Origin of the sequence: Streptomyces sp. Y2F8-2 (assembly GCF_014905555.1) — a bacterium.
Taxonomy (GTDB): Bacteria; Actinomycetota; Actinomycetes; order Streptomycetales; family Streptomycetaceae; genus Streptomyces; species Streptomyces cynarae.
In genome coordinates this window covers 101930-126363 of record NZ_BNGS01000002.1, presented here as the reverse complement: position 1 = coordinate 126363, position 24434 = coordinate 101930, and the positions used below count along the sequence as shown (strand labels likewise).

The 24434-nt window shown below is 67.0% G+C and carries 11 protein-coding genes; 7 read left to right on the top strand and 4 right to left on the bottom strand.

What is annotated here, in order from left to right; translation table 11 throughout:
* Positions 1 to 131: 131 nt before the first annotated feature.
* The 4 genes from SY2F82_RS05935 to SY2F82_RS05920 all read right to left on the bottom strand — a co-directional run bounded on the left by SY2F82_RS05935 (position 132) and on the right by SY2F82_RS05920 (position 3303).
* Entirely contained in the window at positions 132 to 815 is a 684-nt protein-coding gene (locus SY2F82_RS05935; RefSeq protein ID WP_200417902.1) for a contact-dependent growth inhibition system immunity protein, read from the bottom strand.
* Between the two features lie 15 nt (positions 816 to 830).
* Complete coding sequence (locus SY2F82_RS05930; protein WP_200417901.1) at positions 831 to 2063, bottom strand: RNase A-like domain-containing protein; 1233 nt, start codon at positions 2061 to 2063, stop codon at positions 831 to 833.
* Positions 2064 to 2107: 44 nt separating this feature from the next.
* Complete coding sequence (locus SY2F82_RS05925; RefSeq protein ID WP_200417900.1) at positions 2108 to 2446, bottom strand: WXG100 family type VII secretion target; 339 nt, start codon at positions 2444 to 2446, stop codon at positions 2108 to 2110.
* Positions 2447 to 2631: 185 nt separating this feature from the next.
* On the bottom strand, positions 2632 to 3303 hold the full coding sequence (locus SY2F82_RS05920) for an IS3 family transposase (RefSeq protein WP_200417899.1): 672 nt from the start codon (positions 3301 to 3303) through the stop codon (positions 2632 to 2634).
* Positions 3304 to 3651: 348 nt separating this feature from the next.
* Between SY2F82_RS05920 and SY2F82_RS05915 the strand changes: the two genes are divergently transcribed.
* The 7 genes from SY2F82_RS05915 to SY2F82_RS05885 all read left to right on the top strand — a co-directional run bounded on the left by SY2F82_RS05915 (position 3652) and on the right by SY2F82_RS05885 (position 23555).
* The gene (locus SY2F82_RS05915) at positions 3652 to 7278 is read left to right on the top strand and encodes a LamG domain-containing protein (protein ID WP_236041224.1); all 3627 of its coding nucleotides are present in this window, start codon (positions 3652 to 3654) and stop codon (positions 7276 to 7278) included.
* A gap of 117 nt (positions 7279 to 7395) precedes the next feature.
* Positions 7396 to 13878, top strand: a complete 6483-nt coding sequence (locus SY2F82_RS05910; RefSeq protein WP_200417897.1) for an RHS repeat-associated core domain-containing protein — start codon at positions 7396 to 7398, stop codon at positions 13876 to 13878.
* Positions 13875 to 14255 (top strand): hypothetical protein, encoded by a 381-nt coding sequence (locus SY2F82_RS05905; protein ID WP_200417896.1) that lies wholly within the window; start codon positions 13875 to 13877, stop codon positions 14253 to 14255. Before SY2F82_RS05910 ends, SY2F82_RS05905 begins: the two co-directional genes overlap by 4 nt.
* 228 nt (positions 14256 to 14483) lie before the next feature.
* Positions 14484 to 19250, top strand: coding sequence for a helicase-related protein (locus tag SY2F82_RS05900; protein WP_200417895.1), 4767 nt, complete (start codon positions 14484 to 14486; stop codon positions 19248 to 19250).
* Positions 19250 to 20992, top strand: coding sequence for a hypothetical protein (locus SY2F82_RS05895; protein ID WP_200417894.1), 1743 nt, complete (start codon positions 19250 to 19252; stop codon positions 20990 to 20992). Before SY2F82_RS05900 ends, SY2F82_RS05895 begins: the two co-directional genes overlap by 1 nt.
* Positions 20989 to 21798 (top strand): hypothetical protein, encoded by an 810-nt coding sequence (locus SY2F82_RS05890; protein ID WP_200417893.1) that lies wholly within the window; start codon positions 20989 to 20991, stop codon positions 21796 to 21798. The genes SY2F82_RS05895 and SY2F82_RS05890 overlap by 4 nt, the downstream gene beginning before the upstream one ends.
* Positions 21795 to 23555, top strand: coding sequence for an Hsp70 family protein (locus SY2F82_RS05885; RefSeq protein ID WP_200417892.1), 1761 nt, complete (start codon positions 21795 to 21797; stop codon positions 23553 to 23555). The genes SY2F82_RS05890 and SY2F82_RS05885 overlap by 4 nt, the downstream gene beginning before the upstream one ends.
* Positions 23556 to 24434: the final 879 nt, after the last annotated feature.

The window sequence follows — 24434 nt, the reverse complement described above, 5'->3', positions numbered from 1 at the left end:
CGACTACGGGCATGGGATGCTCAGGTGACCTTGTCGCGAGGTGTGCGGCGCGAGGTGACAGAAGAAACCGCCAAGGTGCCGAGGCGAGTAGATTTCCTGAGCAGACGTGCCGAGCGCTGACCGGTCTCTTCTCACGAGGCGTCAGTGCGAATACGGTCCTTGATAATGCCCTGCATTTCGGTAAGCCACTGGCGCAGTGTTAGGCCCTCGGGGGGGTACACCTGGAGTCCGAGAATATCCGCCACCTGCTCCAACTCGGCATCGGATTCGATCGCAGAGAGAACGTATTCAAGTTCCTTGACGAGTTCGGTCAGCGACTCTTCATCGTTGAGTGACAAGTGATCGTCGAGCGCTTCGCGGTGGGACGCGTAGAAGCGGGAGAACTCCTGGTTGAAGCGGGCGCCGAGCAGCATCCAGATCTCAGGGAACTGTTTCTTCCATTCCCAACCCGTCCGCGGAACCGGCGACTTCTCATAGGCGCCGCCGTTCCTGATTCGGTCGAGATGGGATCGGATGGTTGCCAGGCACTGCTCCACCGTGTGTCCGGCCGGGGGGTTGATGTGGGGGAGTAGGTCGACGTCGTCGGCGATCTCCTCGTTGAACAGGCCGACCTGCAAGAGATCGTCGATCTCCGCGATGACCGAATCCAAGGTTCCAGACGTCCGCATCACCTGCCGTACATACGCCTGGAGCGCCACGCCGGGCTTTTCCGGAGTGTCCGTGAAGGAGTAACCCGCGTCGGCGTAGGAATTGAGCAGTTCGTGGAGTGCAGGGAATCGCTCTTCCCTGTCCAGGAAACCCTCGGGGTATGTCACGGTTGGTCCTTGCGCTCAGGCTTTGGGGTAGGAGGTGTGGATACGGTAACCGCTCGGCATGTTGGGATCACGACGCAGGAGCAGGAAGACCTTGTGTACATCGTGCGGCCCGGTGCCTCGGATGAAATCTTCCCGGGACAGCCTACGGCCGGTGACTTCGTCACCGAAGTCGACCTCAAGCTCGAGCTCCGACTTCTTCGTGTTCTCCAGCCAGCGCCTCACATCATGCTGCCGCTCAATCATCGCTCGGTCTGTAAGGTCCTGCGCTGCTTCCGGACTGACAAAGCTGGAGCTACCGGAGATCTTCTTATCCTTCCGCAGGCGGGCTCGCAGCTCCTCGTCGGTCTTTTCGACGTGCCTCTCCAGCGTGTGGGAATGGGACTTGGGGGTTCCCTTTCCTTCGTCGCCGGCCAGATCCGCCCGGTACCGGGGGTTCACGCGGCCCTTGCGTTTGCTGCGCGGCCAGGCGTTGGGCTCGCCGTCGCCCTTGATGAGCAGTCCGAGGTCTTCGAGACTCGTAGGCGTGCCTCCGGGTACCGCCAGCTCGGGACCGAATGAGGGCATGCGGACGCCGCCGAGCAGTTCGGTCCAGCCGCCTGCGTCGCGTGCGGCGCGGACTGCTGATCCTCCTCCCCCGAGGGCGCCGCCCAGGAGTGCGCCGTAGACCCCTGCTTGCCGGGCCTCGTCAAGGTTGATGCCGGTCGTCTGCTCACCCAGGGCCATGGCGGTGGGCTGGGCGACGGCCAGGTCCACCGTGATGGACTCCACCCCGCCGAAGGCGGCCGTGGCCAGGGTGGTGCCGGCGATGGCGGCGACCTCCTCGGTCACCGCCACGCCCAAAGAGGCGGCGAGTTCGGTCACGCCCGCCGCCGCAGCCACCGCAGCGCCCTCGGACATACCGGCGGTGAAGACCGCCAGCGCGGTGCCCGCAACCAGCGTCGCGCCGACGATCTCCAGCTCGTGCTCGAGGTGCTTCTTCGCACCGTGCACCGCATCCGCATAGGAGTCCAGCGCCTTGGCCATGTCCCGGGCGGCATCCGCCAGGTCCTTGAGCCAGCCCCGGCCGCCGTCGTAGTAGCGGCGCCAGAACGCATCGAAGGCGTCGATCGACTCGCCCTTGTTGTCCTCGATCAGCCCACGGGCGGCCTTGTTCGCGGCAGCCGTGATGTCCTCGACGTCGTCGGCGAACGACCGCCATGCCCGCGCCGCGTCCCGCAGTCCGTCCTCGTCGGCGTCCGGCCACCACATGCCCGTCAGGTCCTGGACGACCTTGCGGGCCTTGTCCGCGACGCTCACGTGCCGTCACCCGTGGCGTGGTGGCCGAACATGCCCCGGATGCGTTCCTCGTTGTCGATGTGTTTGTCGGCCATGTCGGCCAGGCCCGCGTGAATACTGGCCAGGCCGTCGACGAGGATCTGCGTGGAGTGCTCGATGCGTGTGACGTGCGGGTCGTAGGCCGTGTGGAACTTCTGTCCCTGCTCGTCGTCGCCCCATGGGGCGCCTGCCGCGGCCAGGCCCTGCTTCAGCGTGGTCAGCGCGTGTGCGAGGGCGACGCTTTCGCGGTGGAAGGCGGGCGCCGCCGTCTTGATGTCGTCGACCTTGATGTCGAGTATCTCGTCCTTGCCGCCCATGAGTTGGCGTCTTCCCCTCCGTCGACTGCCCGGGCATTCGACTCTAGCCGTCGGTTGGTGATTGACGACTGTGAGTCACGCAAAGCCGAAGCAAAGATCCGTTCGATAGACGTGAGTTCGATCACCTGTCAATCCCCTCCTGGCGTGGAGACGATCTATGCGGCCAGTCCCTCGGCGAGGGTGGCTCAGTACTCGCGTTCGTAGTCGATCGGGCTCTTGAACCCGCACACGTTGTGTAGCCGCCTGGTGTTGTAGAAGTCGGTGATCAAGGCGGCGATCTTGATGCGGGCTTCGGTGCGGGTGCGGAAGGTGCGCCGGTGGACGTACTCGACCTTGAGCACGCTGTTGAACGCCTCGCTCGCGGCGTCGAAGCAGGATCCGACTCCGCCCATCGACTGCACGATGCCCAGCTTGCGGCAGGCCCGCTTGTACTTCCGGGAACAGTATTCGCTGCGCCTGTCGGTTAGCGTGATCACGCCGCGGACGTCGCCGTCGCGGGTGGCCGCGGCCATGTTGAGTGAGGCCACCACCAGCTCGGCGTCGTGCCGTGCGCCCATCGCGTAGCCGAGCAGCCGACTGGTCATGTCGCCTGTCCAGATGAGGTCCGGTTCCTCGGCGGTGAAGTCCCGGCGGACGAAGTCCGGGGCGGCCGGCCGCGTGCCCGGCCCGGTCAGCGACCGGCGGCGCTTGACCTTCCGGCCCGCCAGCCCGAGTTCGGCCATCAGTTTCGCGACAGTGTTCACCGACATCCGCCAGCCCCGGCGCACCAGCTCGATGAACACCTTCGGCGAGCCGTAGGTGCCCCCAAAGCGGCGGAAGATGTCCTCGATCTCCTCCCCCAGGTGCTGCTGGCGCATCTTCCGCTCGGTCGGCGGCCGGTCGCGCCATTCCCGCTCCGGACGGCTTCGAGAGCCTGCCTCGGGGCCTGAGCCTCATGGGGCCGGCCGCAGCAACTGGCACAAAACCCTACTTCTTTCGGTCGCGCCAGGTCGGCAAAGCCAGGTCATTTGCACCACATTCTTATGGGATTCATAGCGTCTGGCCTGCAGCGATCTTTGTGTTAAGTGACCTCGATCACAGTTGACTTGGCATGTGCTCGCCAGAACACTTGACCGACCTATGGGTAAACCATGTTTTTTCTTGGGGGGCTTGTGAAGGGGTGGGGGAGGCACCGTCTGCGTCGCAGGTGGTGTGCGGTCTTGGTTTTGGCGTCAGTTGCCACAGGACTGTCTGTCGCAGATCCGGCTCTGGCGGCAGCACGGCAGACGGTCGCGTCCGAGGGGGCGCAGTCGGAGAGTCCGGAAGTTCAGGCGTCAACGGCTGCGGCGGCGTCGGGCGAGCAGGTGGAGGTTGCGGCTCAGCGCACTGAAACCTCGCAGGTGTTCGCCAATCCTGACGGAACGTTCACCCAGGAAACGAGCGCTGTTCCGGTACGTGTTCGCCGGGATGACGGTTCCTGGACGGCGATTGACACGACGTTGGAGCCATCGGCCGATGGCAGTATCCATGCCAAGGCGACGACAACGAATGTTGCGTTCTCCGGGGGTGGCCAGAAGCACCTGGTGACCCTCACCAAGGACGGCAAGTCGTTGTCTTTGGCGTGGCCTTCAGTGCTGCCGAAGCCGGAAGTCTCCGGGAGTTCCGCCACCTACCCGGATGTGCTTCCGGGTGTTGACCTCAAGGTGACTGCGGTTAGGACCGGCTTCACGCAGGTGCTGATCGTCAAGGACGCGCAGGCTGCTTCCAATCCTGAGCTGGAACACCTTGAGATGGCCGTGGCTGGGCAGGGCGTGCGGATTGAGCCGGGTCGGGACGGCGGGCTGGCGGCCGTGGACGGCAACGGTGCCAAGGTGTTCGAGAGCCCCGGCGGGCAGATGTGGGACTCCACCGGCGACAGCGCGGGCGTGAGTGCTCAAGGCGGCGTGGTGCGGCAGGCCGCCTTGAGTGCTCAAGAAGGTTCCGGAGCCGATGACGGTGGCTCGGATGATCCGTCCCGGGGTCCCGGCGCCGGAGACAAGATTGCCGATGTCGACGTCGCCGTCACCGGTGACAAGCTCAAGCTCGTCCCCGATCTGCAGTTGCTGCGTGGCAAGGACACCGCTTACCCCGTCTACATCGACCCTCCCGTCAAGGGCGTGGTCCACAACGACTGGACGGCGCTGTCGTCGGACGGTGACCGGTTCTGGGAGTGGAGCGGCGACAAGGGCACCGGCTACTGCGCCAACTACGCCGGTTACCTGTGCTCGTACTCGCCCTACACGCAGCGCCTCTACTACGAGTACCCGCTGACGTCGCTGTATGGGAAGAAGGTTCTGGACGTCACCTTCGAGGCCTACCAGACCTGGACGTTCACCTGTGACACGCACCCGTACGACTTGAGTCTCGTGGACAGGGACATTTCCTCGAGCACCACGTGGTCTACCAGGCCCAAGGCTGTTGATCTCATGGGGGACCGGTATGTCGCCTATGGTCGCGGTACCCTGTGCAGTCCGTCCCAGCCGGCGAACTGGGTGCGCTTCAGTGACAACGTCGGCTCGGAGACCGACGAGAACCTGACCCCCACGGTGCGGGACTACGTGGAGAAGCAGAAGTCGCAGATCACGTTCTCGCTGACCGCCCACGACGAAAGCTCCACCGCATCATGGGCGCGCTTCCGCGACGACGCCAAGCTGTCGGTCACCTACATCTCCCAGCCCAGCGTTCCGACGCCGGTCGGTGTGCAGCAGGGCACCACGGGTTCGGTCTGCAACGCCTCCACTCAGCCGTTCGCCACCAGCGACACCACACCGAAGATGTTCGCGACCGTGCGGTCGGCCGACGGTGCCAATGCCCAGTTGCGGGCCCAGTTCGAGGTATGGAAGGCCGACGGCTCGGCCAAGGTGTGGAGCGCGGACTCGCCCACAAGCGAGTGGGTGGCCGACAACGCCAAGCGGGACGCCACCACCGGCACCCTGGCAGCGCAGACCGACTACCGCATGCATGCCCGGACCCAGGCCTACTACAAGACGGATCGGGGCGCGACGGGCACACTGACGTCGGCGTGGTCGTCCTGGTGCTACTTCCGTGTCGACACGGACAGCCCGCCGCCACCGGTGGTTTCCAGCAAGGACGGAAAGTACAAGCCTGCTGACAGCAATCCGGCATCCGGGGGAGTGGGGGAGAGCGGGGTGTTCACCTTCACGCCCGGCGACGCCGATCCGAAGACAGCCGGTCTGCAGTCGGACGTGACGTCGTACAAGTGGAAGCTGAACAGCGGCAAGATCTCCGATCCGATCAAGGTCGCCAAGGGCGCCTCACTGGACCGGACCATCACTCCCAACCAGGCGGGCGAGAACACGATCCAGGTCTGGGGATTCGACGACGCGGGACACAGCTCACTGACCGGCTACTACAGCTTCAACGTCAAGGGAGCCGAGCTCCCCACGGGCATCTGGCACCTGGACAGCAACGGCGCCGACACCACTACGGCGACAGCCCACCCACTCACTCCCACAGGCACGTTCTCGTACTCGCCCCTTGCGCGAGCCGGGACACATTCCCTGAAGCTGGACGGCACCACCGGATACGCTGCGACATCCGGTCCGGTGCTCGACACCACCAAGAGCTTCTCAGTGTCGGCCTGGGTGCGCCTGGAGGACGCCTCCCGCAACTACACCATCCTGTCGCAGGCCGGCACGAACGGATCCGGCTTCCAGCTCTACTATTCCTCCGCCTACAAAGCGTGGATCTTCAACCGTCACAACAGTGATGTCGCCGACCCGGCCATCACCCGTTCCATCTCGGCCACGCCCCCCACACTGAATGTGTGGACTCACCTGGCTGGCGTGTATGACGCGGCAGCGGGCACCATCCAGCTCTACGTCAATGGACGTCCGCAGGGCAGCCCAGTGCCCTTCAGCACGCCGTGGAATGCCACCGGCGCACTGCAGGTCGGCCGGCTGCACTACATCGCCGCCTTCCGCGAATACTTCAACGGACGCATCGACGAAGTCCACGTCTGGTCGCGCGCCCTCGCGGACACCGAGGTGATCCAGGACGCGGTACTGGAGGACGAGGACTCCAGCGACGGCACCGCCGGTGACCCGACGGTGGCCATGCTGGGGGACTGGGACGCCACCAAGGCCTCCGGCACCACGATCAGCGACAACTCCGGCTACGGCCGCACCATGACGCTCAACGGCGCCACCCTGGCCACTGACCCGGACACCCTCGGCAATCCGGACCTTGGCCTGCCCACCCGCCAGGTGATGGCTCTGAACGGCACCAGCGGATACGCCTCCACCGGGGGCCCGATAGTCGATGACACCGGCTCCTTCACCGCAACCGCCTGGGTCCGACTGGACGGCAGCAAGCTCGCGGACACCTCCAAGAGCTACCAGGTGCAGGTGTTCGGACAGCCCGGCGCTACGCAGTCCTCGTGGGGCGTGTGGTACGAGCAGCCCGCAGGCTCATCCCTGGGTAAGTGGCACTTCGGACGCCCGAACAAGGATGCCTCCGGCGCCACCTGGACGCGCGCCCAGTCCGAGGTCGCGGCGAAGGACACCTGGGTACGGTTGACGGTCGTCTACGACGCCCAGCAGGCCGGCGGGGACGCAACGGACGACAGCCCGCGCGGTGCCCTGTTCCTGTACGTCGACACCCAGCAGATCGACGGCGATCACGGGGTCGCCTACACCGCTCCGTGGCAGGGCAGCGGCCAGTTCGAGGTGGGCCGCGCCAAGATCGACGGCGCCGTGACCCGCTACTTCCCCGGCCACATCGCGAACGTGCGGGTGTGGGCAGGCGCCATGAGCGCCACCCAGATCGGCAACCTGTACGGCTCCGAACAGTAGCCGTCTCAACAGCACCGGGCAGCCGGAACAAGCGTATTCCGGCTGCCCGCTGCTCCCCTTAAGCCTCCCTGCCCGTGGCAGGGGTCCCATCCGCCATCAGGCAAGGAATCCACTACCGTGAATCCCGCATCGCGCGGCAGGCGGCCCAGAGCTGTCCTTCGCCGCTGGCTGGCCCGCGGAGCACTCTCCGTCAGCCTGGCCCTCATTCCGCAGATAGCGATCCCCTCGGGATCTGCCCTGCCCGCCACAGCGCAGGCGAGCGGTAACACGTTTCCGGCGCCGCCGAAGCCGAAGGTCAACAAGGTCCTGCCGTTCAAGGCGAAGCAACACCCGACGGCCGACAAGGCTGCCGCAGCGGCCAAGACCACCACGCAGCGTCTGGCCAAGGTGCACTGGCCCGCGGCCGCCAGCACACGTCTCAGCCTGTCGGACGGGAAGCCCGCAACGGCACAGGTCGGCAGCCTGCCCGTCACCATCGCACCGGACACCTCGGGCAAGCGCGCCGTGACGAAGGCTGAGGAGCAGAGCAGCACCGCAGTACAGGTGCACGTGTATGGGCATCAAGCCGCCGACAAGGCCAAGGTCACCGGGACGATCCTCGCACTGGCGCCGGACGAGGCCCCCCGCGGCAAGTGGCGCTTCAGCCTCAACTACGCGTCCTTCGCAGACGCCTACGGCGGCTCCTACGGATCCCGCCTGCGCTTCATGCAGCTTCCCCAGTGCGCGCTGACCACGCCCAACAAGGCGGCCTGCCGTAAGCAGACGCCCTTGGCCTCCCACAACGACCCGGCCGCCAAGACGGTCACCGTCACCTTGCCCACCTCGGGCATGAGCACCAAGACGCCGATGCTGCTGGCCGCCACCGCGGACTCCTCCGGACCCAGCGGCGACTTCAGCGCCAGCCCCCTCGGCCCGTCGGCAACCTGGGAAGCAGGCGGCAGCACCGGAGAGTTCGGCTGGAGCTACCCGCTGCGCGTCCCGCCGGCCACCGCCGGACCGGCCCCGAACCTGGCCGTCTCCTACAGCTCCGGCTCAGTGGACGGGCGCACCTCCTCGGAGAACAACCAGTCCTCCGTCGTCGGTGAAGGCTTCGGCCTCACCGAGTCCTACATCGAGCGCAAGTACGGCTCCTGCAAGGACGACGGCAACGACGGCAAGGGCGACCTGTGCTGGAAGTACGCCAACGCCACTCTCGTCCTCAACGGCAAAGCCGCCGAACTCGTCAACGACTGCGACACCACAGCGGCCTGCGACAGCGCCGAGAAGTCCCAGGCGGCCGGAGGCACCTGGCGGCTGAAAAACGACGACGCCACCAAGGTCGAGCACCTGACCGGCAACACCAGCAACGGCGACGACAACGGCGAGTACTGGAAGGTCACCACCACCGACGGCACCCAGTACTACTTCGGCAAACACCGCCTGCCCGGCTGGAGCGACCACGGCACCGACCCGGACGACCCCGTCACCAACTCCACCTGGACCGTACCCGTCTTCGGTGACGACGCCGGCGAACCCTGCCACGACACCACCTTCGCCTCCTCCAGCTGCAACCAGGCATGGAAGTGGAACCTCGACTACGTCGTCGACACCCACGGCAACGCCATGAGCTACTGGTACGGCAAAGAGACCAACAACTACGCCAAGAACGGCGTCGACGACCCCGCCACCAGCTACGTCCGAGCCGGCTACCTCAAGCGCATCGACTATGGGCTGCGCGCCACCAGCGTCTACACCAAGCCCGCCGCCCAGCAGGTCACCTTCGACTACGCGCAGCGCTGCGTCGCCAGCGACTGCTCCAGCCTGACCTCGGACACCAAGCAGAACTGGCCGGACGTGCCGTTCGACCTGATCTGCGCCGACGGCAAAGCCTGCACCGGGAAGATCGGCCCGTCCTTCTTCACCCGCTACATGCTGACCGACGTCACCACCTCGGTGTGGACCGGCTCGGGCACCACGCGCCGCAATGTCGACAACTGGCACCTCGAGCACAGCTTCCCCGACTCGGGGGACGCCGCCTCGCCGAGCCTGTGGCTTAAGTCGATCCAGAACACCGGCAAAGCGGGCAGCACCGACGCCAGCCTGGATGCCGTCACCTTCGACGGCATCCAGATGCCCAACCACGTCGAAGGCGGCGGAGACAGCCTCCGCTACATCAAGTGGCGCGTCCGCAAGATCACCAGCGAGGCCGGTGCCGTCCTCACCGTGAACTACTCCGACCCTCAGTGCATCCGCGGCACTACCATGCCGTCCTCGGAGGACGACAACACGCTGCGCTGCTTCCCCGTCTACTGGTCCCAGTCCGGGGCGACCCCGGAACTCGACTGGTTCCACAAGTACCTCGTCACCTCCGTGTTTGAGGAGGATCCCTACGGCAGCGACACCAAGGAGACCCGCTACGACTACACCGGTGGTGCCGGCTGGGGCTACGCCGACGACGACGGCCTGACCAAAGCCAAGTACCGCACGTGGAACCAGTGGCGCGGCTATCCGAAGGTCACCACCACCACCGGTGACGGCACCGGCCCCATCAGCAAGATCGTCAACCTGTACATGCGGGGCCTGAACGGCGACAAGCAAAAGGACGGCACCCGCCGCGTCGAGAAGGTCACCGACTCCACCGGCACCAGCATCGACGACGACCGCCAGTACGCAGGATTCGTCCGCGAAACCACTGCCTACAACAGCGCGGAAGAGGTCAGCGGCACGATCAACACGCCGTGGTCCTATCGCACCGGCAGCCACAAGTACGACTGGGGCACCACCGAGTCGTGGTTCATGCAGCCGGCCACGGTCACGAACCGGACCAAGACCTCCATCGGCACCCGCAGCACCAAGACCACCACGACCTACGACACCACCTATGGCATGCCGCTGACGGTGGACGACCAGGGCGACACCGCCAAGACCGGCGACGAGACCTGCGTCAGAAAAACCTATGTCCGCAACACCACGGACTGGCTGGTGCAGTTCTCCTCCCGCGTCGAGACCTACGCGGTCGGCTGCTCGAGCACGCCCAAGCTGCCGGACGACACCATCTCCGACGTCACCACCGGCTACGACAACCAGGCCGTCGGCACCGCCCCCACCAAGGGCGACACCACCTCCTCCTACCGGATCTCCGGCTACGACAACCAGAACCAGCCCGTCTACCAGAAGGTCTCCACTTCCACCTACGACGGCCTCGGCCGCCCTGCGACCACCACGGATGCCCTGAACCGGTCGACCAAGACGACCTACGTCCCGGACGACACCGGCTACGGCCCGCTCACCCAGAGCGTCGTCACCGATCCCAAGGGCTACACCGTCACCAAGGACGTGGATCCCGCCTGGGGCCAGGTCACCAAGCAGACCGACGCCAACGGCAAGGTCACCGAGTGGCAATTCGACGCCCTCGGCCGGGTCACGAAGATCTGGAAACCCAACCGCTCACGCGCCCTGAGCGACCCGGCCAGCCTCGTCTACACCTACAGCCTCACCAAGGCTGCGGCACCCTGGGTCCGTACCGACACACTGCGTGCCGACGGCAAGACGTACAACACGTCCTACGAGATCTACGACGCGCTGCTGCGGGAACGGCAGAAGCAAGTTCCGGCACCAGGCGGTGGCCGCACGATCTCCGAGACCCTGTATGACGACCGGGGCCTGGCCTACCTCAAGAACGAGCAGGTCTACGACAACAACAGCCCCACCGGAGCACTGGCCAACACCCTGCCCGGCTCCGTGCCCGCATCGACCGAGACCGTCTACGACGGCGCCGGCCGCGCCACGGACTCCATCTTCCGCGTCTACGGCCAGGAACGGTGGCGCACCAAGACCAACGACCAGGGCGACCAGGTTGCGGTCACGGCGGCCAAGGGCGGCTCCGGCACGCTGACCATCAAGGACGCCCGCGGCCGAGTCACCGAACGCCGCGAGTACGCCGGACCGAACCCGACCGGAAGCGACTACACCCGCACCACGTACACCTACACCCCAGGCGGCCAGGTCGCTAGCGTGACGGGACCCGACGGTGCGGTGTGGAGCCACAAGTACGACATCCGCGGCCGCGAGATCGAGAGCACCGATCCGGACAAGGGCACGACCTCTCTCACGTATGACGACGCGGACCAGCCGCTGACCAGCACCGTCAAGCTGAAGGACGGCACGTCCAAGACCCTCATCACCGAATACGACGAACTCGGCCGGAAGACCGGGACCTGGGACGGAGTCAAGGACAGCGCCCACCAGCTGACCAAGTTCACCTACGACACCCTTGCCAAGGGCCAGCCCACGGCTTCCATCCGCTACGTCGGCGGTACCACGGGCCGCATCTACGCCAGCCAGGTCACCGGGTACGACAACCTCTACCAGCCCACCGGCAGCAAGACCGTCCTGGCCGCCTCCGATCCGCTGGTGCAGGCGGGAGCGCCACAGACCTTCACCACCACCACGGCCTACAACCTGGACGGCACGGTCAACAACAGGGTCCTGCCGGCAGCGGGCGGCCTGCCCGTCGAAACGGTCGCCTACACCTACAACGACCTCGGCCTGGTCAACACCGTGGGCGGCAACACCGACTACATCCGCAGCGTCGGCTACACCCAGTACGGGGAGCCGCAGCTGACCACGCTGGGCACTTCCACAACGGCCAAACAGCTCCAAGTGTCAAGCCGCTATGAGGACGGCACTCGCCGCCTGCTCAACAGCCACACGCTAGACCAGACGAACACCGGCTACACCAGCGACGTCGACTACACCTACGACGACGGCGGCAACGTGCTGTCGATCAAGCAGAAGGCAGGCACGCCCGACACCCAGTGCTTCGCCTACGACGGCCACCAGCGCCTGACCGACGCCTGGACCCCTGCAAGCAGTGACTGCACCGCCGCACGCTCCGCCACCGCCCTCGGCGGCCCGGCCCCGTACTGGACCTCCTGGACGTACACCACAGGAGGAATGCGGGACACGCAGACAGCGCACTCGGCCGGCGGCGACACGAAGACCAGCTACAAGTACCCGCCCGTCGATGCAAACGGCGGCGGCCAGCCGCACACACTGACCTCCGCCACCACCGGGGGTACGACTACCAGCTACGGATACGACGAACGCGGCAACACCACCCGCCGCCCCGGCACATCCGGCGACCAGACCCTCGTCTGGAACACCGAAGGAGACCTGGCCACCCTCACGGAGGCCGGCAAGAGCACCAACTACCTCTACGACGCCAACGGCGACCTCCTCATCCGCCAAGGCCCCGCCGAAACCGTCCTGTACCTGCCAGGACAGGAACTCCACTACGACCCGACGGCCAAGAAGTTCACCGCACAGCGCTACTACAGCGCTGGCGACGGCACAGCACTGCGCACGAACACCGGCCTGTACTGGCTCGTGGACGACCGCCATGGCACCGCCACAATGGTTGTCGACGCGGCAACCCAGCAGATCACCCGCCGCTACACCAAACCATTCGGCGAAACCCGCGGAAACACACCGGCCGCTTGGCCCGACGACAAGGGATTCCTCGGCAAACCCGCTGACACCACCACCGGGCTGACACACATCGGCGCCCGGGAATACGACCCCACCATCGGCCGATTCCTCTCCGTCGACCCGGTCTTCGCCGCCGACGACCACGAATCCCTCAACGGCTACGCCTACGCCAACAACACCCCGGTCACCAAGAGCGACCCCACCGGCCTGCGCCCCCTCACCGACTGTGAACAGGGCTGCAGCGACGGCCACGGTGGCAGCTACCGCGCCTGGTTCACCCCCAGCACCAGTGGGTGGGTCTACCACTCCACCGCCACCTACACAACAGACACCACCATCGAAGGCGTCGGCTCCGGCACGTTGACCACCACAGTCACCACGGTCAGTTCTAGGGGCGCTTCAGTAAAAACGGTACGGGTGGTCTTCAAGCAAGGCCCCAAGCCCAAACCGAAGGAGCAAGGCCCGTGCCGTAGCTGCTGGGCCATGGGAACCAACCCCAACTACGACGCAGACGCCCATGACATGCCCGACCACGGCAAACTCGCCACCTGGCAAAAGGTGGTCCTGGGCGTTGTCGTCGGTGTCGCTGCGGCTGTCGCCGCCGCTCCTGTAGCCGCTGAGGGCGTCACTTCCTGCCTCGCCGCAGTAATCGCCTGTTCCGAGGCAGCGGCGGAAGTCCTCGCAGGCGGCGCGGCAGGAAGCCAGACGTCTCTCGCCGCAGCTGGCGGCAAGGGGGTCAACCTGACTGCCACCGGTGACACGTTCGGCCTGAACGCCTCCAAAGCTCTATCCAAAGAGGGTTACTACGATGTGATCATTCACGGCTCGAAGACTGACTTCGGCCCCACCATCGACGCCTGGGAGAAAGGGACAAACATCAGCCACCGCACGCTGGCCAATCTCGTCAGGCAGGATCCCAACTGGGATGGTGGAGCCATCCGGCTTCTTTCCTGCAACACTGGCGCGTGCGACGCCACAGCCGCACAGAACCTATCGAACGCACTGGGAGTCAGGGTTATGGCACCCACTGAGAAAGTGTGGGCTTGGCCCAATGGTCGACTCAGGGTTTCCGACAAGCAGTACGGAAAGACCGGCGAGTGGCGCATTTTTGAACCGGGAGGAAATAAGTGACAGAAAAACTCAAGCCGGTCGGCTTCTACAGCGATACTGAGGTCGGCGAACCCGATCAGCCGACAATCGCCGACTCGCGCGGGAAATTCTCAGGGTCCACCGAAAAGATCAGCAAATACCTCCGGGACGCGCATCATATCGCCGTCTCCGGAAGCGGAGTGTACGACGAGATCGACCCGAACAAGCCACTGATCGGCGCACTCAGCCTGCAGACGGATGGCGTGTGGTTCTGGCCAAGCTCATACCCCTACTACGTCGAGAAGTATCAGGCAGAGGTCCCTGACGAACTGCTGGAGTTGGCCCATTCCCGAGGATGGACGCCACCGAACTTCCCTGACGACGTAGACTTCGACGATCGCATTCCGTTCGGAGGCTGACGCCTCAAGTCCCCTGACAGCAGATGAAGCCCCGCTTCCCCACCAGGAACCGGGGCTTCATCATGTTTGAACCCTCCGCGTCCGGTCTCGACGCCATCCTCATACGCAGAGATAGTGGGGGCACCGGCCATGTCGCTACAAACCGCTCGATTGGCGTTCGCCCCGTCGCATCCGGTGTCGTATCCGCCGTCGCTTCCGTGAACGCGCTTGTACACGGGAGCCACCCCCGTGTCCGGCAGCCGCGATTCCGGGCCGGCCAACTTCCGTCTCCGGCAGTACCTGCGGGAGGTCCAGGAACGGCAGCGCAAGGCCGACGCGAAGCTCGACGAGGAACTGCGGCCCTTCATCCCGCGCCTTGGCGGAGCGGAGATGCACGTCCGCTGGGACATGCAGGCCGCGCCGCCGGACATCATGGTCACCAACTACTCGATGCTGAACATCATGCTGCTCCGGAAGCAGGAGGAGCACATCTTCCGCGCCACGAGGAAGTGGCTGGAGGAGACCCCGGACGCCCGCTTCACCCTGATCCTCGACGAGCTCCACATGTACCGCGGCACGGCCGGCACCGAGGTGGCCTACCTGTTTCGCAACCTCCGCCACCGTCTCGGCCTCGACAAGTGCCCCGAGAAGCTGCGTGTGCTCGCCGCCTCCGCCTCCCTGGAGGCCGGCCGGGACGACGAGTTCCTCGACGGGTTCTTCGCCCTGCCCGGCTCCCGGCGCGTGATCATTCTCGGAAAGGCGAAGGAGATCCACGGAGCGGGCGACCTGGCCGCACACGCCGAACGCCTCGCGAAGGCCGCGAAAGCCCCCGTCACCCAGGACGAAGCCATCGCCTTGGCCCGGGAGACCGGCCTCGGCCCGACGCTCCAGCGCGCACTCACTCCAGGCGGCAAGCCTCGTGCTCTGCCCGCCCCCGAACTGGCAAAGAACCTCTTCCCGGACGTCGCCGAGGAACAGCGCCAGGACGCTCTCCACGGGGTGCTGCGCATACTCGGCTCCGCACAGGACCCCGAACTTCCCCAGCTCCGCGCCCACTTCTTCTTCCGGAACATCGAGGGCATCTGGGCCTGCTCCGACCCGAACTGCCCCGACATTCCCGTGGAGCACGGCCTCGAACGCCGGGTCGGCCGGCTCTTCGCCGAGCCCACCTCCCGCTGCACCTGCGGCGCCCGCGTACTGGAGCTTCTGTCCTGCCAGGCCTGCGGCGACCTCATGCTCGGCGGATACGCGAGCCCCAAGGACACCCAGCGGCGCAAGTTCACCGGTGCCCTCCACACCGACTTCCCGGATCTTGACCTCCTCCCCGACGAGGCCAGTGGCGCACCTACGGCGGCGAACTACGTCGTGTACTGGCCGCGCACCAAGGGCCTCGGCCTCGACGACCCCGGCTGGCACGCGGGCCTGTCCGACGGCGGCCCGCAGGTCGAGTTCGAGTTCCGCCGCAGCGCCTACCAGCCCGTCACCGGCCGCCTGGAGAACCGGGACGTCCAGCACACTGGATGGTCGTTCCACATCTCCGTGCCCCTGGACAAGGAGGGCAAGAAGCCGGCCTACGACCCTGCCCGGCTGCAGGCCTTCCCCACCCGCTGCCCCGCCTGCGGCGACGACTGGGAGATCAAGTACGACAGGGACGGCCGTTTCATCCCGCTGGAGTCTCCCGACCGGCTGCGCAACGCGCCGGTCCGGCGGATGCGCACCGGTTTCTACAAGATCAACCAGGTGTTGGTGACCGAAGCCCTCGGCCACCTTCCCGACGGCCGGCGCAAGGCGATCGCCTTCTCCGACAGCCGTGACGACGCCTCCGAGCTCGCCAGCGGTCTTGCCCTGCGCCACTACCAGGACCTTCTCCGCCTGCTCAGCGCCGAGGCCGTCGGGAGCCAGGGGGATCCGTTCGGAGACCTTCAGCTGGTGAAGGCCCACTACGCCGGGGCAGCCGTCGACCGTGCCGGTGCCCGTTCCGCCATGGAACGACTGCGGGACCGCAACCCGGCGGACTGGGGGCGCCTGAAGGCGATCCTTGCCGACGACCTCGACGCGGAACCGGAACTCCTGCCCGACCTGGAGCGCAAGTTCTCCGAACTGCCCTCCCTGGACGGCCTCGCCTCCGACCTCGAAGACATGCTGCTGAAGTACGGCACCAACCCCGCCGGTCCCGCGGCCTCGCTCCAGCAGACGTCGGCCGGACAGCCCTGGACCGCGCTCTACAACTGGGAGCGGGACCGCGAAGCGGTGGTGGAGACCCAGGCACAGGAGGAACTGCTCAACCGCATCCGCTCCCGCCTCCGCCTCGAGACCATCGGCAGCCTCTTCTCCGGCGGCGGCCGTGACTTCGAGTCGCTCGGACTCGGCTGGCTCTGCCTGCGCGACGACCGCTCGCCTCTGGAGACCGGCCCGGACGGCGATCAGGCCGTGGCACGTGCCAGTCTGCGGATTCTCGGCCTGATGCGGCGCTTCACCCGGATGCGTGCCTCCCTGCAGAGGCCGCCTGCGCCTCTGAAGCGTTTCTGGAAGCAGATCGCCGAACGCCAGGGCACCGATGCGCAGACGATCCAGGACCGGGTGCTCGGCGTCTGGAAGGACGCCGTCGTCGACTACGTCATCAAGCCGGAGAAGGTGGCGCTCCGCCCCGGCGAGAACAAGACCTGGACGTGCCGCTCCTGCCACCGGCCGCACCTTCACCCGGGCGCGGGGCTGTGCACCAAGTGCCTGACCCCGCTGCCCGCCGTGCCCCAGCAGTACAGCGGAGTCCTCGAAGACGACTACTACGCGTGGAAGGCCGCCCACCGCACCGGTGACTTCCCCCTGCGCACCGCGGAACTGACCGGCCAGACGGACCGGCTGGAGGCCCAGCGGCGGCAGAGCCTCTTCCAGGACGTCTTCCTCGGCGACAACGACGTCCCGCAGGCGGACGGCCTGGAACTGCTCTCCGTGACCACGACCATGGAGGCCGGTGTGGACATCGGTCCCCTCAATACCGTGATCATGGCCAACATGCCGCCCACCCGCTTCAACTACCAGCAACGGGTGGGGCGCGCGGGCCGACGCAACAGCCCGGTCGCCGTGGCCCTCACCGTCTGCCGCGGCCGCAGTCACGACGAGCACTACTTCGCCCGCCCGGAAGCCATCACCAACGACCCGACTCCGCCGCCCTACCTGGTCCTCGGCATGGTCTCCGTCTTCCGGCGGGTCCTGCTGGGAGAGGTCCTGCGCCAGGCCTTCGAGCCCCAGCAGCCGCAGGACCGCCGAAAGGGGCCGGACATGACGACCAACGTCCACGGACAGTTCGGCCTCGCCGCCGACTGGCCGATGCATCGCGGTGCCGTCCACCGCTGGATCGCCGAGCACCCGGACCGCATCAAAGCCGCTGCCGCCGCCCTCCAGGCCGGAACACCGGAGAGCATCGCCGCCATCGATCCGGTGGCCGCCATCGACGAACTCCTCGGCCAGGTCGACGAGGTGGCAGCCCGGACGGTCGGCCACCCCGATCTCAGCCAGCGTCTGGCAGAGGCGGGTCTCCTGCCCATGTTCGGCTTCCCCACCCGCTCCCGCCTCCTCTACCGGAGCATCCCGCAGAAGACCTTCCCCTGGCCGCCGGCCGACTCCGTCAACCGCGACCTGGCCGTCGCCCTCAGCAAGTTCGCACCGGGCAGCGAAACCCCGCAGGACGGCCGTCTGCTCCGCTCCATGGGAGTGGTCTCCCTCGTCCCGAGCGGTCGCGGAGTACAAGCCGCCGAGGACCCGTTCGGCCCCGAACAGTTGGTCGCCATGTGCCGGATCTGCTCCCACGTGGACCCGCAGGCCGTCGTCGACCCGGAAACCGGGAGCGCCGGCACCTGCCCCGCCTGCGGCGCGGAGAGCAAGTACTACAGGGCCGTCCCCTTCCGTGAGCCCGCAGGCTTTCGGGCCGCCCGCGAAGCACGGGACTACGACGGCTCCCGGGAGCTCGGCTCCAACGCCACCAGCGCACGGACCGCCACCGACCTGGGCAAGACCGCCCCGCGCATCCACCGTGCCGCCGACGACTGGATGGTCGTCCACACCGGCAGCGGCGACCGCTACATCGTCAACACCAACGCCGGAAAGCTCTTCCGGTTCGTCAAGAACACCGGCCCGTGGGGCGGATACGTCGCACTGGACCACCCCAAGGCGGAAGCCGACCTGGAGATCGCCCTCGGCGCCACCCAGCACACCGACATGCTCTTCATCGGGGCCAAGGGCGCCCTCGACACGAGCCGGGGTCTCCGCTTCGACATCTCGAAATCCCAGCAGACCGACGGCTTCCCCGAGGCCTACCATGGCCGGCGCGCCGCCTGGTACTCGCTGGCGGCCCTGCTGCGCCGTGCCGCCGCCCCGCACCTGGACGTGCAGCCGGAGGAACTCCTCAGCGGCATCCACGGCTCGGACGCGCCGGTGGCCGCTCCCGTCATGGCCTACCTTGCCGACAGCCTCGACAACGGCGCAGGCTTCAGCACCTACCTCGGTTCGGAGGAACACATCGAGGAGTTCCTCCAGGCGGTCGACCGCTACCTGCACGACCTGGAGGCCGACCATCATGCACAGAACTGCCGCAGCTCCTGCTACGCCTGCCTGCGCGACTACTCCAACATGCGCCTCCACCCGCTGTACGACTGGCGGCTCGCCCGCGACCTGACCGACGCCCTGCGCGGCCGGAAACTGCAGATCGATCCGAACGAGCACGCCATCCTGCTGAAGGGCTGGGCGGACGAGGAGCCCACCGTCAGCCTCAAGGAGACCGCCGCCGGGCCGGTGGCGCTCTTCACCTCGGACTTCACCGGCGAGCCCGTCGCGGTCGCCGTCAAGCATCCCCTTGAGTCCGCCACCCACGAGTGCGGGAACGAACGTCTGCGGGCCCTGCGTAACGAGGTCCGTGCCGATGGCCTGGCCACCAGGATCGCCTTCGCCGACTCCTACAGCCTGGACCGGACCCCGGCAGCGGTGATCGAGCAGGTGCACATCTTCGCGGAGGAGCTCTGATGACGGCAGGAATCCCGCCGGGAGCGGGCCAGGACGAGCAGGTCCGCCTGGAGGAGCTGCGGCAGCGCGAGATCACCCGCCGCCTCGCCCTCCGTCAGGCCCGCGCCGAGGGCCGGACCGTTGGGAAAGCTACGCAGGGTGCGGAAGCCGCCGACAGCCCTGCTCCGGCCGTTCCGCCACAGAAGCAGCCGGAGCCGGAACCGGTCACGCCTCAGCCGGTCCCCGAAGGATTTGCCGACCGGCATGCCTGGGAGCGCGCTCGCTCCTTCGCCGAACTCGTGCTGCCCGACGCGCTGAAGCCGGAGACCGGAACGCTCTCCGCGCAGAAGCTGGCCCGGGCCGCGGCCGATGCAGCGTCCCGGCAGGACGACCCGGTCAAGGGCGTCTCCCTGCTCGTCATGGCACAGGACCACGGGCTGGACATCTTCAACGGCGGGCTCAATGACCGCGCCCGCGCCCTGCTGGAGGACAAGCCGTTGCCGCTCCTGGGGGAGCCGGGCAGCATGTGGCAGATCTACCAGGACGACCGTCGCCTGATGGAGACCAACCTGCCGGCCCCTCGGCAGAGGGCGCTCCTGGCGAAGCTTCCCCGGCCGCTTCTCGACGACTACATCGACGAGGAGTGGATCGGCGCGGTCCCCGAGCACGACGGCACCTCCCGTGCCGCCTACTTCCGCGCCCGCCTGGACCCTGCGTCCCTCACCGACGAGGAGATGGACCTGTTGGCCTGGCCCCTGGAACGGGAGCGCCGGGAGGCCGGCCCAGGAACGGAACCCGGCCGTGACTGGCCGCAGGACTGGCGCCTGCTGGTGAGGCTGCAGGCCAACGACGCCAAGGCCATCGCAGAGGAGTGGACCGACCTCCTTCCGCCGACACAGAAGCTCCTTGACGCCCTGCACGAGGTGCGGCGGACCGGAGAGGTCCCGGACGACCTCGTCGCCGACGAGCGACTGTGGGTTCTCCTGGAGCGAATTCACTCCAGCGTGCGCAGCGCGACCAACAAGAAGTTCAACGGCTGGATCGGCGTGCGGACCCTGATCAGGGCCGTGCGGCAGATGCACCGTGCCCTCTTCCGCGGGGACGACGAGACGGCGGAGCAGCGGAGGAAGGCGGCTCTCACCATGGCCGCAAGGCTCCGGCACCACTCGCAGCCGGTGCGCTGGGAAGCCCAGAACATCCAGGCCTACCTGCGCGCCGGGCAGGAGATGACGGAGTCCCTCAAACTCCTAGAGCAGGACGCCGAAGGCCGTCCCCCGGTGCGGGACCAGCTCGGCGGAGGCGCCATGGCCATGCTGCGGAGGAATCACAGTTTCCTGGAGGGCCGGGCCGTTGGAGAACGGGACCAGCCGCTCAACCCCTATCTGGTGCTCGGCGTGCCCGACGGGGCGGACGACTGGAAGAAGGCCTGGCGGGCCCTGAGGAAGGAACTCGACGACAGCGGCCGCGCCCGGATCAACCGCGCCAAGGACATGATCGAGAAGGCCGAGCGGGAGCAGCAGAAAATACCCTGGCTCGCCGTCCCGCTCGCCCCCCACCGCTGGAGGGACCCCACCGGCACGAGCCACCGGCTGGAACTCCCGCCCGAGCCTCTGCAGAGGCTCACCGAGCCGCCCACGGACAGCGACCGCGCGTGGTCCCGTACCGAGGCGGCCCGAGAAATAATCACCAGGGCGACAGAACGCCTTTCCGCGGCTGCTGAAGACCTAGCAGCCCTTGAAAACTCAGAGAGCAGCACATCGTGAGCAACGGAGCCGGTAAAGGCGATAGCGGTTCTGGCCGCCGTGACGACGTTCAGCGGAAGTCGGAACATGAATCGACGGACGGGAGCGTACGAAGCCTCGGCGAGGCCAGGGCCGCGGAGAAGAGGCCCTGGAGGCACGCCGACAGCGGCATCCCGGAGTTCACTGCGGGGACTTTGGACGCGGCCGCAATCCTGAAGTCGGTCAACGAGACGCTTCTGCCCGTGGTGGAGCAGGAGTTGGAGGAGGCGACGGAGAAACTGGGCGCAGCTTTGGCCGACAAGGAGACCGAGGCCGATCTGATCTCGGCCTTCCGGGCCGAGCTGATGCGCCGAGTGCTTCCCCAGTTCACCGAAGCGGTACGCAAGGGGGTGCTGGAAAGCATCCGCACGCGCCAGATGCACTTGGCCCAGCTGGCCGTCTTGCATCGGCAGGCGCTGGAGGCGAAGAAGCTGACAGCAGTGGTGACCCGCATCAGCCACGAGGCGGCGAAGGCCGGACTGCAGATCATTGACGATGCCGGCGATCGATCACTCTTCAACGTTGTGGAGGAACATCCCGGTGTGATGGAGCAAGGTCCGGTCGCCTTCGAATTCGTCGTGCCGGCCTACGTCGACAAGGAGTCCGGGAAGCTCGTCGAACGCGGCTGGCTGCGGGCCGTTGCCGGGCAGGAAGCACCTGCGCCGGGGACTGCCGATCCCAGTACCGCGACAGGCGTGGAGGACCCGGCTCCAGCGCTGACCTACAGGCAGACGTTGCGTGCTGCGGTGAGCGGGCGACTTGGCATGACGCAAAGGGGAAAGCGATGACTTTCGGTATCGACTTCGGCACCAGCAACTCCGTGGTGGCCCACTGGAACGGGCACACCACCGAAGTGCTGCCGGTCGACGGCGACAACGTGCCCGCCCAGTGGCAGATGTCGGAGTTCGAGCAGCTCTTCCCCTCTGTGCTGTCCGTCCGCGACCTCCAGCGCACCCTCTGCTTCGGCTGGGAGGCGAAGACCGGCACCAGCGAACCGCTCGACGCCGTGAAGCGCATGCTCGGCACCCGCTCCGGTGCCGAGAAGGACGGCGACGTCGACGGCCTCGAGGTCGCTGCCCAGCTCGAGGAACACCACGTCTGGGTGGGATCGGAGAAGTTCCACAGCACGGTCGCGGCCGCCGCCCTCTTCAGCCGGATGAAGGAAGGCGTCTCCGCTCAGCTGCTAGACCTCTCCGACGCGGTTGTCACCGTCCCCGCCAAAGCCACGGGCGGCGCCCGCTACCGTACTCGTGCCGCGGCCGCACTTGGCGGGGTGAGGGTCCGGGCCCTGCTCAACGAGCCCACCGCGGCTGCGATCTCGTACGTCCGAGATGTGCCGATCCCAGGTCGTTTCCTCGTCTTCGACTGGGGCGGCGGCACCATCGACGTCACCGTCCTCGAATACGACGACGGCCTCTTCGAGGAGCAGACCTCGCGCGGCATCACCGCTCTCGGAGGCCTGGAGTTCGACAACGCTCTGGCCCGGCTGATCCAGCAGAAGATCGGCCTGACTGCGGACCAGCTCACGAAAGCCGAACGGCGTCGGTGGCGCCGGTCGGTCGAACTGACGAAGATCGCCCTGTCATCCGTGCCGACGGACGGCGCGCTCTTCTTCGACCTCCCGGTCGGCCTCGCACCCTCGATCTCGAGGCGTGAGGTCAGGATCACCGCGGCCGAGTACACCGAGGCGATCACCCCGCTCATCACCCGCGCTCTGGAGCCGGTCCAGCAGGCCCTGGAAGACCTGGCCATCACCCCGGACGACATCGACTCCGTCCTGATGATCGGCGGCACCTCGCAGATCCCGCAGGTGCGTCACGCCCTGGGTGAGCTCCTCGGCCACGACCGCATCGTCGACAGCGGCCTCTGCCGGCCCATGACCGCCGTCGCCCGAGGTGCAGCCATCTACGCGGCCTCCCTCGACGGTGAACTCGGTGACGACAGCGACTTCTCCCTGGTGACCAGCTACGACCTGGGCACGGCCGTGAGCGCGGGCGAACAGAAGGGCTTCCGCGCCATCATCCGACGCAACGCCACCCTGCCCGCGGAGGGTTCGGCCAACTTCTACCCGGACACGCCGGGCGCTTCCTCTGTGCGCGTGCCGGTGATCGAGGGCGAGGTCGGCTACCCGGCCGACAGCGACCGTGCCTTCCCCCTGGCCAACATCGAGGTAGATCTCCCGACCCGCGAACAGGACATCCGCCGGAACCAGATCGAGATCAAGTTCCGCTACAACGAAAGCGGCATCCTGCGCTTCACCGCCACCCACGCGGCTACCGGCAAGCAGCTCGCCGAGCGCGAGATCGATTCTTTCGGCCCCGACGGCACCCCTCTGCAGCACGGCCTCGACGACGAACTGACCCGCCTCTTGGCCCACACCGTCCGCCCGTTCGCCGACGGCTCCTCCAACGTCCGACACTTCTCGGCAGCCGAATCAGCCAACGCCCGCCCCGCACCGATCGACATGTCTGTGCGGATGGTGGAGGCCGATCCGGCCGTAACGGTCAACGGCGAGCCGCAGGGCGTGGTGACGAGGGGACTTTGACCAGCCTCCAAGCACTGGTGGCTAATTTGCGGGTGCGCCAGGAGCGACTCACCCTGAGTGCGTCGTCTCAAGTTCCTACGGTGCGGTTGCTTGTTCACACAATTGGATCGCTGGCCCGGCGGCGAGCGCTGGATCCGTGCCGGGGGCGTCCGGATACGAGGGCTTTGGCCCGTAACGCAGTGCGGGCCCAATCCGTCACAAGAACCTGGCGTGCCGCGCTCTGTACCGTGTCACCGACCGAACCGCTCACTCAGGCCTGAGGGAACGACGCCGGCCGACCCGTGCGGGGCATAGGGCTATTGCGGAGTCGCGTTCAGTTCCGCTCCGAGTTGGTGAAGCAGGCAGCGAACTGTGGTCAGCGCCTCCAGCAGTTCCGAACGGATCGAAGCCGGCGTCTCCCGCTGTACGGCCGCGAGTTCGGGCGAGTGGGCGGCGCGGGGGCGAAAGCGACATACACGCGGCATTCCGCGGGCCGTGCCTCGTCGAACGGCAGACGTTCGTGCAGGGCCGCCGCCAGTGCCTCGCGAGGGTGTCCCGCGTGAAAACCCTGGTTCGGGCTGCTTCGGCATGTGCTTGGACCGCATCGCCCACCGCAGGAGGGCATGAGTGAGGCGCCGGGATGTGTAGCCGCCCGCGTACCAGGTATCGACATCGGCTCGGGTGCAGTCGGCGGGGGTCCGTCCGCGTTCGGCAAGGTGGCTGAGGGAAGTGGTCGCAAGGTGAATCTCGTTGCGGGGTCCCGGCCGCGGCAGCAATCCCGGGTGAACCGGCGACCCGGCTCAATATCAACGGCGGCAGGGACAGGTGCCTGCGTACGGTAATGACGGACCTGGGTGACGCTCCCGGCTCAGGCCCGCCGGGCGGTAAGCCTTGCCCAGC